This is a genomic window from Flavobacterium lacus (assembly GCF_003268815.1).
GTDB lineage: Bacteria > Bacteroidota > Bacteroidia > Flavobacteriales > Flavobacteriaceae > Flavobacterium > Flavobacterium lacus.
The window spans coordinates 94,761-110,588 of sequence record NZ_QLSV01000009.1; the positions used below are offsets into that span (position 1 = coordinate 94,761).

The window sequence follows — 15,828 nt, forward strand, 5'->3', positions numbered from 1 at the left end:
ATCCTAACATTGATAAAACTTACCAGACAACTGACAACTGACAACTGACAACAGACAACCTTCCCTACTTCCAACCTCTCAACATTTCCCTTTTCCCCGGTGGTCCTGCTAATTTTTCTATTTTGAAGCCTGCTTCCTTCATTGCATTTTTAATTGGCCCGCGGCAAGCATAAGTGACTAAAATTCCACCTTCTTTCAAAGCTTCAAACATCTTAGTAAAAATTTCTACACTCCATAATTCCGGTTGAACACGATAGCCGAAAGCATCAAAATAGATGATGTTAAATTGATTTTTATCGTTGATATCGTTGAATAGTTGTTTTCGTTTTGTTAGTCGAAAGGTATGAGAAATTGTTACATTCTTCTCCCAATCTGAAGTATGCATTGTTTTAAATTCTGATTCAAATTGATAAGCATTCAACTGATTAACATAATTCATTTGCAAAACTTCGTCAGCAGAAATAGGAAAACCTTCTATGCCAACATACGCAATGTTTTGATTCGTTTTTTGACTTTCTAAAAAAGTGATAAACGCATTCAAACCTGTGCCGAAACCAATCTCTAATACAGAAACGGATTGCCCTTTGCAAAGTGACAATCCGTTTTTGATGAATACGTGTTGAGCTTCTTGAATGGCTCCGTGTTTCGAATGATAACTTTCATCCCACTCAGGTAATTGAATGGAAGTGGAACCATCCGAAGTGATAATAATTTCTCTTTTCAACGTAATTATGGTTTGAGTTGCAATTTTTTAATTCTAGTAATTGGCCCGGAACATTTCACTTCATGACATGAAATACAGGCCTGAATTGCATTAGAATAATGTTCTTTTGCATTTTCGGGATCTTTATAAATCATCTCTTGTGCTCGTAAAAATAGATTGGCATTATCTCTAAAAAATTGATCGTTTTCGGATGGATCGGTCATTATGGCACCATGAATTTTTCCAAAATGAGATGGGAACTCGCCCACCGGTTCACCTTTTTCAATACGTTCTTTTAACCGTTGATTATCAACATACATTTGTTCCATGAGCATTGCCATTTCGGAAAGCTCATACATTTCAAACGATTTTTTCTCAGTGGTAGCGGTTGAATCTACTTTTTCATCATTCGATTCTGCCTTTTTCTGACAACTGATGAAGAACGAAATCATACATCCAAAAATCAAAATTTTTTTCATTACTCTTTAATTAAAACGCCATTTGATAAAAATGAGTAGGATACTTTTGGCTCTGTAATCGAGTCGATGGCTGCTTGTGATTTACCGGCATCTTTTGCATAATGTTTTAATTCATCCACCGTTTCAACAGATATGAAAGCTTTTCCGTTTACGATTGCTTCACTTCCTGCAGCATTTAATGGCATAAAAAATCCATAATCTTTAAAACGAACAAACGCATTTTTATCTTCGTTTAAACTCATGTTCATCCAACAACCTTTCTTTTGACAAACATCTTTTATGTCTGAGCGGAATTTAACTTCAATGGTATCACCTTCTTTTAAGGTTTCATATTTGGCTAATAAATCTTCTCTCGAAATCACTCCATCTGCCGAAATTGAATCGCCAAACGTTTTGAAATTTTCAGTTTTTACTTCTGCAACTTCCTTTACTTCTTCTTTTTTACAAGCAATCATCGAAAAAACGGCAATAGCTACTAAAATTGTTTTTTTCATTATAGTATGTTTTTCATTTAAAAATTGAAATACAAAAATAGTTAGTTTAATTCTTATGAGATTAAATTTCTAATAATTTTTAGTTCAAAATGCAAAATTCTCAATAATTTATATTCAATTTAAAGAAATGTAAAAAAGTAGTTCATTTTTGTGATGTTTTTATAAAACATTCAAAAAATTACTGTTTTTTTTATATTTTAGCCAAATCATAAACCACTTTTTACATTTTCATCATTTAAAATCGTAAAACGCTGTTTATCAATTATTTAATTAAACTTTTTATATTAAAATCATATTTAAATGAGTTCAAATCTTATTAACGAAATCGATATAGTTAAAGCGTCAACGTCAAAAATCAGCAGTGTGGATTTTGAAAATCTCACTTTTGGAAATATTTTCACCGATCACATGTTGATGTGCGATTTTAAAGATGGTGCTTGGCAAAAACCGGTTATCAAACCGTATGAACCTTTTATGATTGATCCTTCTGCCAAAGTTTTTCATTATGGTCAAGCTATTTTTGAAGGAATGAAAGCGTATAAAGATGAAAAAGATGATGTTTGGATGTTTAGACCTGATGAAAATTTTAAGCGTTTTAACCACTCTGCCAAACGTTTGGCCATGCCGGAAGTAACCGAAGATATTTTTATTGGCGGATTAAAAGCGATTTTAGATTTAGAACGCGAATGGGTGAAAAAAGGAAAAGGGAACACCTTATATATTAGACCTTTTATGATCGCGATTGGTTCGGGTGTAATTGCGCAACCTTCAACTCAATACCGCTTTATGATTATTCTTTCGCCTGCTCGCTCCTATTATTCGGGTGAAGTGAAAGTAATTATTGCCGAACATTACAGTCGTGCTGCTAATGGCGGAATTGGTGCGGCGAAAGCTGCCGGTAATTATTCGGCACAGTTTTATCCAACAAAATTGGCTAACGAAAGAGGTTTTCAGCAAATTATTTGGACAGATGATGCCACGCATACCAAATTGGAAGAAGCTGGGACTATGAATGTTTTCTTTAGAATTAACGATACCTTATATACAGCACCTACCGGTGAACGAATTTTAGATGGTGTTACCCGAAAAAGTTTAATTGATATAGCTAAACGTGACGGAATCAATGTTGAGATTCGTTCCGTTTTAGTAACCGAATTAATTGAAGCCGCAAAAGATGGTTCACTCAAAGAAATTTTTGGAGCCGGCACAGCCGCAGTTGTAAATCCGATTGTAGGATTTTCATACCAAGACAATTATTACGAATTACCAAAGTTAGAAAATTCGTATGCATCGCAATTGAAAGAAAAACTGACTAACATTCAATACAAACTAGCGGACGATACGTTTGGTTGGACGGTAAAGGTTTAGTGGGTTGTCGGTTATCTGTTGATGGAAACCGACAACTGATTTTTTATTTTAGAATAGCCTCAAAATTAGGTTTGAAGTAATTGGGACCTTTTAAAACTTTTCCGTCTTCGCGGTAAATTGGCTTTCCATTTTCGCCTAGTTTGCTCATGTTACTGCGTTGGATTTCGTTGAAAACTTCTTCAATTTTATGTTGCAAACCGTGTTCGATGATTGTTCCGCATAAAATATAAAGCATGTCGCCCAACGCATCGGCAACCTCAATAATGTCATTATTCATGGCTGCTTCGAGGTATTCTTCGTTTTCTTCTTTCATCAAATTAAAACGAAGTAAATTTTTATTTTCGCCTAAATGTATGGTTGGTTCTTCCTTAAAATCCAATCCGAATGCCGCATGAAACTCTTTGACGGCTAAAATTTGTTTTTGCATACTTTCTTTTTTTTTGCTAAAAATAACTGTTTTTTGAATGTGATTTGAAGGAGCTATTCAAAAACAATTAACTATTTTTGTTGAAAAATTAAAACTATGTTTTCAACCGGTCAATGGGTCTTTGCAGGTTTCTTTGTAGTATGCTTTAGTGCGGTGATGATTTATGTGTATCGAAAGGATTTATCGCTTCATAAACTGCATTATAAAGGAAGTTTTAAAGTGCTGTTGGGCTTTATTTTCTTCATACTATTGTTGTTTCTCATCAAAATATATTTAAAAAAATAATCAAAATTTAAAAATCCCTATTTGTAGGGATTTTTTTTTGTAAATTACTTTCGACTTTTGACTTCAACTTTAAAACTATACATTATGGAAGATTTAACTTATACTGCAACTGGTGAGATAGACGTCGAAAATCGTTTAATAAAATTGGAGATATACTTACCAATTCAAAGAGAGGAGAACCCTTATGAATTCAACTACAATTTTAATTTATCAAAAATTACAATTTTTGATAAAAAGTACAATGTTATATTTAGCCATTTAAAATTAAGAAATGATCCTGGAAATTTATTGAACAGTCAAAATAACGTTCATAAAATGACTTTAGATGTAGATAAATTAATCCAAAGTAGATTTTTGGGAAGTACTGATTTTGATTTAAATATGGATGATACATTATTTCTACTTCTTCATGATGATAGCAGTAAAGAAGTGCTAAAAGATGCGGAACTTCTATTTGCAAATGTCGAGAATATCTATGAGAAAGTTATATCATCAGGAAATCAGACCATTGATTTACCTTATAATAATCTAACACTGAGACCTAGAAGATTAGGAATGAGCATTATAATAAAATAATGAAGCAAAATGAATCTTATAGAATATTCCCACTTATTATTTTTTTAATAATAAGTGGGTTTGTATTTTCACAAACTCCCGACTATGCTAAAGTAGATAAATTGATAACAGAAGGTAGGAATTATTCTGTTATTAAGTATCTAACTCCTTTTCAATCGATAAAAAATAAAGAAGAATTAGCAAAAGTTTATAAATATATAGCATCCGCCTACAGCAAAAACAATCAAGAAGATAAATCCTTTGAATACCTAACAAAATCAAAATTAAAATACTTAGAAGCCGGCAATAAAGAGGAAGCAATGGGAATTACATTAGACATTGCTTACTTATTTACCACGCAAAAACATAATTTCAAAAAAGCAAAAAGGATTATTCAAGAATATATAGTTTTTGCAAAAGAAACTGAAAAAGATGATTTACTTGCCAAGGGATATAGCAGTTGGGCATCCACATTGATTGAGGAAAACCCAGAAGAAAGCAAAAAATATTTTAAAAAAGCTTTTGACCACAACAAAAAAGCTTTTAATGAAAAAACTTTCACCACAATAAATAACAACCTTGGCGTATTATATAGTGAAAAATTAAATAAACCTGATTCAGCATTATTTTACTTTAATAAAAATTTAGAGATATCCATTCAAAAAAATGATTTGGATGAAATTTGTACAAATTATATAAACATAGCCGCTGCCTATTATTATAAAGGTGAATATCAGGAAGCAATAAAATTATTAAATAAAGCGAACGAAATTGAACTAACCGAATATAAAGACAATACAAAATGTCTTATTCATAAATTTTTATCGTTCAATTTTGAAGCGTTGAATGATTATGAAAATGCCTACAACCATCTTTTTGAACATACAACCTTACAAAATAAAATAAACGCAGAAATGCAGGATATTAAAGTATCCGAACTACAGATTTTCTATGAGACAAAAGAAAAAGACCTCGAAAACAAAGATTTAAAAAATAAAAATAGTTTATTGGAAAGTAAACGAAAAATCAATCTTTTAGTGCTTTTTGTATTAATTGGCGTGCTGATTTCTATTATAGTAATTTCATTATTAACGGTTAAAAACGCAAAAAAGAAACAACTAATTGCGGAACAAGAAAAACTACTGGAAAAACAAAAGTTAGCTACAACGTTAAAAGAACACGAGCTTCAAAACATTGATTTAATGTTGGAAAGTCAGGAACATGAACGAATTAAAATGGCCAATGAACTTCATGACAATTTAGGAAGCATGTTGGCCACCTTGAAATTGAACTTCCAAAACCTAAAACGTCAAAAAGAAGGATTAATAGATGAAGAAAATAAACTCTACGAAAAAACGGATGATTTAATTGAAGAAGCCTATCAAAAAGTGCGTGACATGGCTCATTTGAAAAATTCCGGAATCATTGGTAACGAAGGATTGGTTCCTGCCGTTAAAAAAATGGCAGATAAAATGAGTATTTTAAACCTCATGGAGATGAATGTTATCCCTTTCGGATTAAAAGACAGATTAGATAATAAGTTAGAAGTTAGTCTTTTTAGAATGATTCAAGAATTATGTACCAACATTATTAAACACGCCAAAGCGAGTGAAGTAAATATCTATTTAACACAACACAACGGAACAGATATTAACTTAATCATTGAAGACAACGGTATTGGTTTTGATCCGAAAGCAATGAAATCGAGTGACGGTATGGGCCTTAAAAACATAGAAAAAAAAGTAGAACAAATGGGCGGAACTTTTTCTATTGATTCCATCAAAGATAAAGGAACAACTATTATAATCGATATTCCATTATGATACGAATTGTTATTGCAGAAGACCATCAAGCTCTTATTGACGGAATCAAACTCATGATTCAATATGAGCCAGACATTGAAGTAGTTGGAGAAGCAAATGATGGGGAAGAGTTAATCGAAATAGTGCGTAAAAAAAGACCGGATATTGTTTTAACCGACATACGAATGCCCAAATGTGACGGAATTTGTGCTACCAAATCCATCATGGAAAATTTTCCCGAAACCAAAGTAATTGGTTTTAGCATGTTTGAACAAACTGAAGCTATTAGTCAAATGAAAACTGCGGGTGCAAAGGGATATATACTGAAAAATTCCTCGTTAAAAAAAGTATTAGACGCCATTAGAACTGTGGCAAAAGGCGAATCTTTTTTTGATGATGCAATTACAACACACGATTCGAATACCAAAGAAGAAATAATTTTGAGTAAACGAGAAAAAGAAATCTTACAACTCATTGGTGAAGGTAAAACATCACAAGAAATTGCCGATATTTTATTTATTGGAAAAACAACTGTTGACACTCACCGTAAAAATATCATCAAAAAAATAAACATTCACGGAAAAACAGACTTAATTCGGTTTGCCGTTGAACGTAAATATGATTTTTGATAGATTTAAAAACAAAGAAAGTCCCCACTACAAGGACTTTCTTCTAAATTTCCAAAAACTACTAACACGGTTATGGCTAATAATTAACAAATTAACTAAAGCAAAGTTAGTTAATACACTAATACCAAAACATCCCTAGAAGTAGGTATTTTTTATTTTTTTTAAGCTCCGAAAACTTCCTCCTTTTCCCCATCAAAACTGGCAAAAACCATGCTTGGATGAGAATCTTGATGAAAAATGTTTCCGTTTTTATCAATTGCAATTGCTCCCGCAAAACCATCAAAAGGTTTGAGTTCATTGAAGGTTTTCTCAAAAGCAGCTTCGAGAGAAAAACCGTCAGTTACACGTGTAACAATTTTGGTTGCCACTGCTCCACTCACAATATCTTCGCCAACACCGGTTAGACTTACACCACAGAATTCGTTGGCATAATTTCCGGCTACGGTGGCAGAATCAGATATTCTTCCCGGAATTTCAAAACCTTTTCCACCGGTTGAAGTCGCAACTGCAATTTTTCCATTTGCATCTAATGCCACACAACCAACAGTTCCGGTTCCTGTAGATTTCAATTTGGCTTCATATTCTGCTTTTCGTTGTGGGATTTCAGTTGAAAAAGACTCAAAACCGTGCCTTCTGGCAAAGTTTGTAGCTCCACTTCCACCCAATATGCGATCATCCACATTCATCAAAACTTCAGCCACTTGAATTGGATTTTTTACTTCTTCAATATTAATTACACCGCTCATTTTCATCGACGATCCATCCATCAAAGCGGCACTCATTCTAATTTTTCCATCACTTTGAATTTGTGAACCAATTCCTGCATTAAACAACTCGTCATCTTCCAACAACGAAACGGCATAAACAACGGTTTCTAAAGCAGAATGTGTTTGTAAATAGTCATAAGAATCTCTTACAATCAGAATTAATGCTTTTTGCTTAGCGATTTTGGTTTCGAGATTGGTTGATGATTCTGAGAAAAATCCTCCGTGAATTATTATTTTAGACATAATTGAAAATTAAAAAGAACACAGATTGAAGAAATTATACAAATTATAAAAATTTCTCAAATCTGTGTTCCAAAACTATTTAAAAATTTACTATTAAATGTATTGTGAAGAATGAATATGCATCTTAAAAGTACTCAAATCAAAAGTATCGTGAATACTCAAAACGTGAGTAACCAAATGATTGATTGAAATAGGTTGACCGAGTTCCACTTGCGTTAAATTGGTGTCTTTAATCTCACGACCATCAACTAAAATAACTAATCCGGAACCAATCGCTTCCATTTTGGTATTATGAGTTATTAAAAGTCCGGTATCTTCTCCTAAACCAATTCCTAACACTTTTGGATTTCCAACAACCGCTTGAAACAAACGACCAATTCGGCCACGTTGCACAAAATGTGTATCGATAATTACATCATCAATTAAGCCCAAACCACTGGTTATTTTAACTTCACCTTTCAAAAGAGCTTCGTGGCTGCTTCCCTGATAAATCATATTGTTAGATGCAGCGGCGGCTCCTGCAGAAGTTCCGGCATAAATAAAATGTTCGTTTTTATATTTATCCAAAATGATGTCATGCAGCTTAGAACCTCCTAAAATAGAAGATAATCGAAGTTGATCACCGCCGGTAAACATGACAACATCAGCAGCTTTTATCCGATTCAAAACCTCTTCATCACTTGCTTGTTCTCTCCTTTCAATATGCAGCACGTCTACATTGGAAGCATTCAAATATTGAAACGCTTTAACATATTCAGGACCAACTTCTCTTGGGATTTTTGATGCGGTAGTAATAACTTCAATCCGTGAATTTTCTTTGTGTTTTGATTCTTCGATGATTCGTTTAATGATTCCTTTTTCAAAAAAATTCATATTTTTTGAAACATCTTTATCAAAACTCGCTTCAGTAAAACTGCCTTTATCAACAGCTCCTCCTATAATAATTAATTTTCCTTTGGTATTCATGCAGCAAAAATAACAAAATCTTAAAACTAAATTGAAGTTTTACTGAAAATGAATTCTGCAAATAACAATTAATTCATTAAAAATAACAGAAATGAACAAGCTATCTATAAATAAATGAAAGCTCTAAAATTCTGAAAATCAAATATAAAAATCGATTTTTAATGCCATTTCAAATAAATTTTGATAAACCACGCAAAAAATATATTTTAGTAGAACAAATATTTCTTATTTTTAACAAAATCATTACAAAAAACTAAACTAACCTTTCTGTCAACCTAAGTTTATGAAAATATTAAAAGTACAAGCTCTTCGCGGACCAAATATTTGGAGTGTTCAACGAAAAAAATTAATTCAAATGCGATTGGATTTGGAAGAGATGGAACAATTCCCAACCAATAAAATTGAAGGATTTCAAGAACGACTTGAAGCCATGTTTCCCACTATGATTGAACACCGATGTTCCGAAGGTGTTCGTGGCGGATTTTTTATGCGAATTGAACGTGGGACATGGATGGGACATGTCATTGAACATATAGCTCTTGAAATTCAAACCCTTGCCGGAATGGAAACCGGTTTTGGAAGAACCAGAGAAACCAAAACTCCGGGAGTTTATAATGTTGTTTTTAGTTATACGGAGGAAAACGTTGGTATGTTTGCCGCAGAAAGTTCAGTTAGAATTGCCGAAGCATTAATTGCCGGAACCGATTATGATTTGGAAACGGACATTCAAAAAATGAAGGAAATTAGAGAACGAGTTCGACTTGGTCCATCAACGGGAAGTATTGTGGAAGAAGCTGTCTCCAGAGATATTCCGTGGATTCGTTTGGGAACAAATTCTTTAGTTCAGCTAGGTTACGGCGTAAATCAAATGCGTTTTCAAGCCACAATTACTTGCAAAACCAGTAACATTGCTGTGGATATTGCCTGCAACAAAGAAGAAACGAAACGTATGTTAGACATGGCTTCTATTCCTGTTGCCAGTGGTTCAATTTGTGTGGATGAAGAAGATTTAGAGCTAACAATCAAAAAAATTGGCTATCCAATAGTGATTAAACCGTTAGATGGAAATCACGGAAAAGGTGCTTCTATTAATGTTGTGACTTGGGAAGATGCAGTAGAAGGTTTGGCTCATGCCAAAAAGTACAGCCGTCGTGTGATTGTTGAAAAATTCATCACCGGATTTGATTTTAGAGTGTTAGTGATTGATAATAAACTGGTTGCGGCCGCTAAACGAGTTCCTGCTCATGTAGTGGGCGATGGAAAAAAAACAATTCAAGAATTAATTGACATTACCAACCTAGATCCAAAAAGAGGTTACGGTCACGAAAATGTGTTAACGGAAATTACAGTTGATAGAGACACAACTGATTTGTTAGCAAAAATGAATTATACGTTAGAAACCATTCCAAATAATGGCGAAACGGTTTATTTAAAATCTACTGCAAACTTAAGTACAGGTGGAACTTCGGTGGATGTAACCGATATGATGCATCCCGAAAATATCTTTTTAGCCGAACGAATTTCGAGAGTTATTGGCTTAGATGTCTGCGGCATCGATATTATGGCAGAAAATTTGACGCAACCATTAAAAGAAAATGGCGGTGTAATTTTGGAAGTCAATGCCGCTCCCGGATTTAGAATGCACTTAGCTCCATCAGAAGGATTGCCAAGAAACGTAGCTGCACCGGTAATTGATATGCTTTATCCTCCGGGAAAACCAAGTCGAATTCCGATTATTGCCGTTACGGGAACGAACGGAAAAACGACTACTACCCGACTGTTAGCCCACATTGTAAAAAATAATGGGTATAAAGTTGGTTTTACAACCTCGGATGGAATTTACATTCAAAACCACATGTTGGAAAAAGGTGACACGACAGGTCCAATTAGTGCTGAATACATTTTGAAAGATCCAACGGTTGAATTTGCCGTTTTAGAAACAGCTCGTGGTGGAATTCTTCGATCCGGATTAGGATTTAATCGATGTGATATCGCTTTGATTACCAATATTCGTGAAGACCATTTGGGATTAAATGACATTGATACGTTGGATGATTTGGCACGTGTAAAAGGCGTCGTTGTGCGAAGTGTAAAAAAAGACGGTTGGGCAATTTTGAATGCCGATGACGAATATTGTATGAAAATTGCCAACGATTTGAGTTGCAATATTGCTTATTTTTCGATGGATGAAGATACTCCACTAGTCAAAAAACTCAGCAAAGAAGGAAAAATTGTCGCCGTTTACGAAAATGGATACATCACCGTTAAAAAAGGAGATTGGAAAATTAGAATCGAAAAAGCACTTCATATACCACTGACTTTGGGTGGAAAAGCGAAGTTTATGATTCAAAACGTGTTGGCTGCCACTCTGGCAAGTTATTTATATGGATTTAAAACGGATGACATTAGTCTTTCCTTGCAAACGTTTATTCCGAGTGTAGCTCAAACCCCGGGAAGAATGAATATTTTTGAGTTCAAACGATTCAAAGTCATGATTGATTTTGCTCATAATCCGGCTGGATATTTAGCCATCGAAGATTTGTTGAGCAATATGGAAGCTACCCGAAAAATCGGAATTATTGCAGGTGTGGGTGATCGTAGAGATGAAGATATTCGTGATTGTGCTGAAATTGCCGGTAGAATGTTTGACCATATTATTATCCGTCAAGAAAAACACTTGCGTGGAAGAACTGAACAAGAAATTATAGATTTAATATTAACAGGAATTCAAAAAGCAAATCGACCGGTTACCTACGAAATTATTCCTAAAGAAATTGAAGCCATCAAACACGCCATTAATATTGCTGATGACGGAACGTTTATCACCGCTTTAAGTGATGTGGTTACCAATGCCATTGGAATTGTTCAGGAATATTTGGATAAGGAAAATGAAGAGAATTTGAGTTGATTTGATGTAAAAGTTCGACAAACTTGAATAAAATAATCCAAAATTAATTAAACTTTAATTTTGGATTTTTTTGCTTTTAGAACATTACGTTTTCTGTTTCTTTTTCTTAGCCGCCGGAAACAAAACGTTATTTAAAATTAATCGGTAACCAGGTGAATTCGGATGTAAATCTAGAACGGTTGGAGCATCGCCTACTAAATGTTGATAATCTTCCGGGTCGTGGCCACCAAAAAAGGTAAACATTCCTTTTCCTTTAGTCCCGTGAATGTAACGAGCTTCGCTGTTGTACTGATTTTGTCCCATCACTAAAACGTGCGATTTTACTAAATCGCTATCAAAAGAAGTGGTTTGCCCCATAAAACCTTTGACTAACATGGTATGATTTTGACACAGCATTGTTGGAATCGGATCCCATTTGGCAGAATATTCCATTAGCGTGAAATAATCTTTTTCCATCGGAATTCGTCTTTTTGTGGTCATATCAATGTCTGAAAATTCATAAACAGTTGGTGTTCTTTCCAAAATAAAATCTTTAAAAGCGAAAGTTCTGGAGTAATCTATTTTGGATTGATAATTGGGCTCGCTTTCATCGCCGTCAAACATCGGTTCGCAAATATCAACGCCTTCCGCAGAAAGAGCAATATCAAAACTATCGGTTGCCGAACACATCGCAAACATAAATCCGCCTCCAATGACGAAATCACGAATTTTTTTGGCTACAGCCAATTTAGACTCTGACACTTTGGAATAACCTAATTTAGTGGCCAAAGCTTCGGCTTCTTTTTTCTGCTCAATGTACCAAGGTGCATTTCGGTAAGCTCCAAAAAACTTACCATATTGACCGGAAAAATCTTCGTGATGCAAGTGCAACCAATCATACAAAAGCAATTGATCAGATAAGACTTCTTCATCATACACCGCTTTAAACGGAATTTCGGCATACGTTAAAACCAATGTCACGGCATCATCCCAAGGTTGTTTTCCTTTTGGAGTATAAACCGCAATTTTAGGAGCTTTTTCCAACACCACCGATTCCATATTTTGGGATGGACTACTTATTTCTTCCAAAATTTGATTGGCTTGACCTTCTGATAAAAGTTCAAAAGAAACGCCTCGAATTTGGCATTCTTTTCTAATTTCAGGAGCATCCGGTAATAAAAACGAACCACCTCGATAATTGAGTAACCAACTGGCTTTATAATCATTTTCTAAAGCCCAATACGTAATTCCGTAGGCTTTTAAATGATTTTGTTGCGTGCTTTCATCCATCGGCAAAAGGATGAAATTGGCTTTTACCGTGAAGGAAATTAAAAATATAAATAAGTAAAAAATCGTTTTTTTCAAAATCTGCAATTTTTTTAGTTGGCAAAAAAAGTTCTTAAGTCAAAGATAAACGATTTTGTGTGAAGAAAATGATAAAATTAATAACCTTATAAGTCACATAAATTAGTTGATGATTATATGACTTATAAGGTAAAATTTTAAAACGGTACATCCGAATCGTCTTCTTCCGCATTCATATTGCTACCAAAAGCTTCATTGGCAGAAGGAAGATTTTTGGTAATAAAGGTGGTTTCTTCCGCATTCATTCGTGAAGGTAAATCACCAAAACCGGATGAATAATCATCTAAATTATCAAACTTACCAAGATTTCCAATGAATTTCAAACGGATATTTTCTAAACTTCCGTTACGGTGTTTAGCGATGATAAATTCGGCTTGACCTTCTGTTGGCGAACGCTCATCATCATCCCATTCATCAATTTTGTAATATTCCGGACGATAAATGAATGATACAATATCGGCATCTTGCTCAATGGCTCCCGATTCACGAAGATCGGAAAGCAAAGGTCTTTTACTGGAACCACGGGTTTCAACCGCACGAGAAAGCTGCGACAATGCAATCACGGGAACGCTTAATTCTTTTGCTAATGCTTTTAAATTTCGAGAAATAGTTGAAATTTCCTGTTCACGATTTCCGCCACCTTTTCCACCACCGCCGGCAGTCATTAATTGAAGGTAATCGACAATTATTAATTTTATTCCGTGCTGCGATGACAAACGTCTGGCTTTTGCCCGTAAATCAAAAATAGAAAGTGAAGGCGTATCATCAATAAAAAGTGGTGCTTTTTCGAGGTTTTTTACTTTTACACTCAACTGTTCCCACTCGTGTTTTTCCAATTTTCCGGTTCTTAATTTTTCGGAAGACAATCCTGTTTCGGAGGAAATTAAACGCGTAATTAACTGAACAGAAGACATCTCCAACGAGAAAACTGCAACAGGCTGATGAAAATCGATGGCCATATTTCGAGCCATTGAAAGTACAAATGCCGTTTTCCCCATCCCCGGCCTAGCCGCAATAATAATTAAATCACTGGGTTGCCAACCTGAAGTTACTTTGTCCAATTTATCAAAACCGGTAGCTACTCCGCTCAATCCTTCTTTATTAGCAATTTCTTCGATTCTTTTTTTTGCTTGGATAACTAAACTCTGTGCAGTTTCTGAACTTCGTTTGATGTTTCCTTGTGTTACTTCGTATAATTTTGATTCGGCTTTGTCTAATAAATCAAAAACATCGGTGGTTTCGTCATAGGATTCTTCAATAATTTCGGAAGATATTTTGATCAAACTGCGTTGAATAAATTTCTGTAAAATGATTCTAGAGTGAAATTCAATGTGAGCCGAAGAAGAAATTTTTTGTGTAAGCTGAATCAGATAAAAATCACCACCTGCCAAATCTAATTTTGCATTTCGTTTTAATTGTGCCGAAACGGTTAATAAATCAATGGGTTGTGTATCTGTAAACAATTGAACTATCGCTTCAAAAATATGTTTATGAGCATCTTTGTAAAACGCATCCGGTTGTAGAATATCAATTACTTCATCAACCCCTTTTTTATCAATCATCATCGCACCCAACACGGCTTCTTCTAAGTCAAGAGCCTGTGGAGGTAGCTTTCCTTTTTCTAAATTAATTATCGTTGTTTTATCAACTTTAATTGGGTTAATATTTCGTAAATTTTCCATTTGGCTAAAGTAACTATAATATAAAAAATTGCCTGAAGTATTTGTTAGTAAAAGGATGTTAACAACTAAATTTTATTGTTAATAACCCAAAAAAAATCCGAAGTTCAGGGCTTCGGATTTTAAGTATAATAATGTAAGAATTATTCTTTGAACTCGCCCATTTTACTGTATTTATCCATCCTTTGAGCTACTAACTCGGTTGTTGATAAATCTTTTAATTCGTTATATCCTTTGATAATATATTGCTCCACAGTTTTGAATGTTGTTTCTCTGTCGTAATGTGCCCCTCCAAGCGGTTCTGGAATAATTTCATCAATCAACTTCTGTTTTTTCATGTCGTAGGAAGTTAATTTTAAAGCTTCGGCAGCTTGCTCTTTGTATTCCCAACTTCTCCATAAAATGGACGAACATGATTCCGGAGAAATTACGGAATACCATGTGTTTTCCAGCATATAAACCCTGTCTCCTACTCCAATTCCTAATGCTCCACCGGAAGCACCTTCGCCAACAATAACGGTAATAATTGGCGTCTTTAAACGTAACATTTCAAAAATATTTCTGGCAATGGCTTCACCTTGACCACGTTCTTCGGCTTCAAGACCCGGATAAGCTCCGGGAGTATCAATTAAAGTTAGAACAGGAATTCCAAATTTTTCAGCCATTTTCATTAAACGAAGAGCTTTTCGATATCCTTCAGGATTTGCCATTCCGAAATTTCTGAACTGACGGGTTTTGGTATTAAAACCTTTTTGTTGACCCACAATCATAAACGATTGACCACCAATTTTTCCTAACCCACCGATCATCGCTTTGTCGTCTTTGAAGTTTCTATCGCCAAAAAGCTCCAAAAACGTTCCGCCACACAAAGCTCTCACATGATCCATTGTATAAGGTCGACTTGGATGACGCGACAATTGCACACGTTGCCAAGCGGAAAGATTTTTGTATATTTTTTTCTTAGTTTCTTCTAATTTTTTCTCAATTTGTTTGCACGTTGCGGTAACATCCACATTCGATTCTTCACCGATAATTTGGCATTTGTCCAATTGATCTTCCAATTCTTTGATAGGAAGTTCAAAATCTAAATATTCCATAGGTTTCGACAGATTTTAGTTTAGTTTGATTAGCAAAGATAGAATTTTATCTTGTTAAGAAAAGTTATTTTTAATGTTAAGT

The 15,828-nt window shown here is 34.4% G+C and carries 14 protein-coding genes; 5 read left to right on the top strand and 9 right to left on the bottom strand.

Features of this window, described 5'->3' with window-relative positions; all coding sequences use genetic code 11:
* Positions 1-64: 64 nt before the first annotated feature.
* The 3 genes from mnmD to B0I10_RS10265 are packed head-to-tail and all read right to left on the bottom strand — an operon-like array spanning position 65 to position 1,676.
* On the bottom strand, positions 65-724 hold the full coding sequence (mnmD, locus tag B0I10_RS10255; protein WP_112086423.1) for a tRNA (5-methylaminomethyl-2-thiouridine)(34)-methyltransferase MnmD: 660 nt from the start codon (positions 722-724) through the stop codon (positions 65-67).
* A 5-nt stretch (positions 725-729) separates the two neighbouring features.
* Positions 730-1,182 (bottom strand): hypothetical protein, encoded by a 453-nt coding sequence (locus tag B0I10_RS10260; protein ID WP_112086424.1) that lies wholly within the window; start codon positions 1,180-1,182, stop codon positions 730-732.
* Positions 1,182-1,676, bottom strand: coding sequence for a DUF4920 domain-containing protein (locus B0I10_RS10265; protein ID WP_112086425.1), 495 nt, complete (start codon positions 1,674-1,676; stop codon positions 1,182-1,184). The genes B0I10_RS10260 and B0I10_RS10265 overlap by 1 nt, the downstream gene beginning before the upstream one ends.
* A gap of 300 nt (positions 1,677-1,976) precedes the next feature.
* On the opposite strand from B0I10_RS10265, the gene B0I10_RS10270 reads away from it, so the two are divergent.
* Positions 1,977-3,044 (top strand): branched-chain amino acid aminotransferase, encoded by a 1,068-nt coding sequence (locus B0I10_RS10270; RefSeq protein ID WP_112086426.1) that lies wholly within the window; start codon positions 1,977-1,979, stop codon positions 3,042-3,044.
* Positions 3,045-3,087: 43 nt separating this feature from the next.
* Here B0I10_RS10270 and B0I10_RS10275 read toward each other — a convergent pair whose 3' ends face one another.
* Positions 3,088-3,471: a pyrophosphohydrolase domain-containing protein gene (locus B0I10_RS10275; RefSeq protein ID WP_112086427.1), complete on the bottom strand. Its 384-nt coding sequence runs from the start codon at positions 3,469-3,471 to the stop codon at positions 3,088-3,090.
* A gap of 369 nt (positions 3,472-3,840) precedes the next feature.
* Here B0I10_RS10275 and B0I10_RS10285 point away from each other — a divergent pair, with 369 nt between their 5' ends.
* From B0I10_RS10285 to B0I10_RS10295, 3 genes are read left to right on the top strand one after another with little or no spacing between them, the layout of a single operon-like run.
* Positions 3,841-4,332, top strand: a complete 492-nt coding sequence (locus tag B0I10_RS10285; protein ID WP_112086429.1) for a hypothetical protein — start codon at positions 3,841-3,843, stop codon at positions 4,330-4,332.
* Positions 4,332-6,134 (top strand): ATP-binding protein, encoded by a 1,803-nt coding sequence (locus B0I10_RS10290; RefSeq protein ID WP_112086430.1) that lies wholly within the window; start codon positions 4,332-4,334, stop codon positions 6,132-6,134. The genes B0I10_RS10285 and B0I10_RS10290 overlap by 1 nt, the downstream gene beginning before the upstream one ends.
* Complete coding sequence (locus B0I10_RS10295; RefSeq protein ID WP_112086431.1) at positions 6,131-6,742, top strand: response regulator; 612 nt, start codon at positions 6,131-6,133, stop codon at positions 6,740-6,742. Before B0I10_RS10290 ends, B0I10_RS10295 begins: the two co-directional genes overlap by 4 nt.
* 161 nt (positions 6,743-6,903) lie before the next feature.
* On the opposite strand, the gene B0I10_RS10300 is transcribed toward B0I10_RS10295, so the two are convergent.
* Together B0I10_RS10300 and B0I10_RS10305 are read right to left on the bottom strand one after the other, a co-directional pair.
* Complete coding sequence (locus B0I10_RS10300) at positions 6,904-7,752, bottom strand: isoaspartyl peptidase/L-asparaginase (RefSeq protein WP_112086432.1); 849 nt, start codon at positions 7,750-7,752, stop codon at positions 6,904-6,906.
* A 93-nt stretch (positions 7,753-7,845) separates the two neighbouring features.
* Complete coding sequence (locus B0I10_RS10305) at positions 7,846-8,718, bottom strand: cyanophycinase (protein WP_112086433.1); 873 nt, start codon at positions 8,716-8,718, stop codon at positions 7,846-7,848.
* A gap of 283 nt (positions 8,719-9,001) precedes the next feature.
* Here B0I10_RS10305 and cphA point away from each other — a divergent pair, with 283 nt between their 5' ends.
* Entirely contained in the window at positions 9,002-11,626 is a 2,625-nt protein-coding gene (cphA, locus tag B0I10_RS10310; RefSeq protein WP_112086434.1) for a cyanophycin synthetase, read from the top strand.
* Between the two features lie 84 nt (positions 11,627-11,710).
* On the opposite strand, the gene B0I10_RS10315 is transcribed toward cphA, so the two are convergent.
* The 3 genes from B0I10_RS10315 to B0I10_RS10325 all read right to left on the bottom strand — a co-directional run bounded on the left by B0I10_RS10315 (position 11,711) and on the right by B0I10_RS10325 (position 15,746).
* A complete protein-coding gene (locus B0I10_RS10315; protein ID WP_394336192.1) occupies positions 11,711-12,895 on the bottom strand; it encodes an asparagine synthetase B in 1,185 nt (394 codons plus the stop codon).
* 212 nt (positions 12,896-13,107) lie between these two features.
* The gene (dnaB, locus tag B0I10_RS10320; protein ID WP_112086436.1) at positions 13,108-14,652 is read right to left on the bottom strand and encodes a replicative DNA helicase; all 1,545 of its coding nucleotides are present in this window, start codon (positions 14,650-14,652) and stop codon (positions 13,108-13,110) included.
* 140 nt (positions 14,653-14,792) lie between these two features.
* Positions 14,793-15,746, bottom strand: coding sequence for an acetyl-CoA carboxylase carboxyltransferase subunit alpha (locus B0I10_RS10325; RefSeq protein ID WP_112086437.1), 954 nt, complete (start codon positions 15,744-15,746; stop codon positions 14,793-14,795).
* Positions 15,747-15,828: the final 82 nt, after the last annotated feature.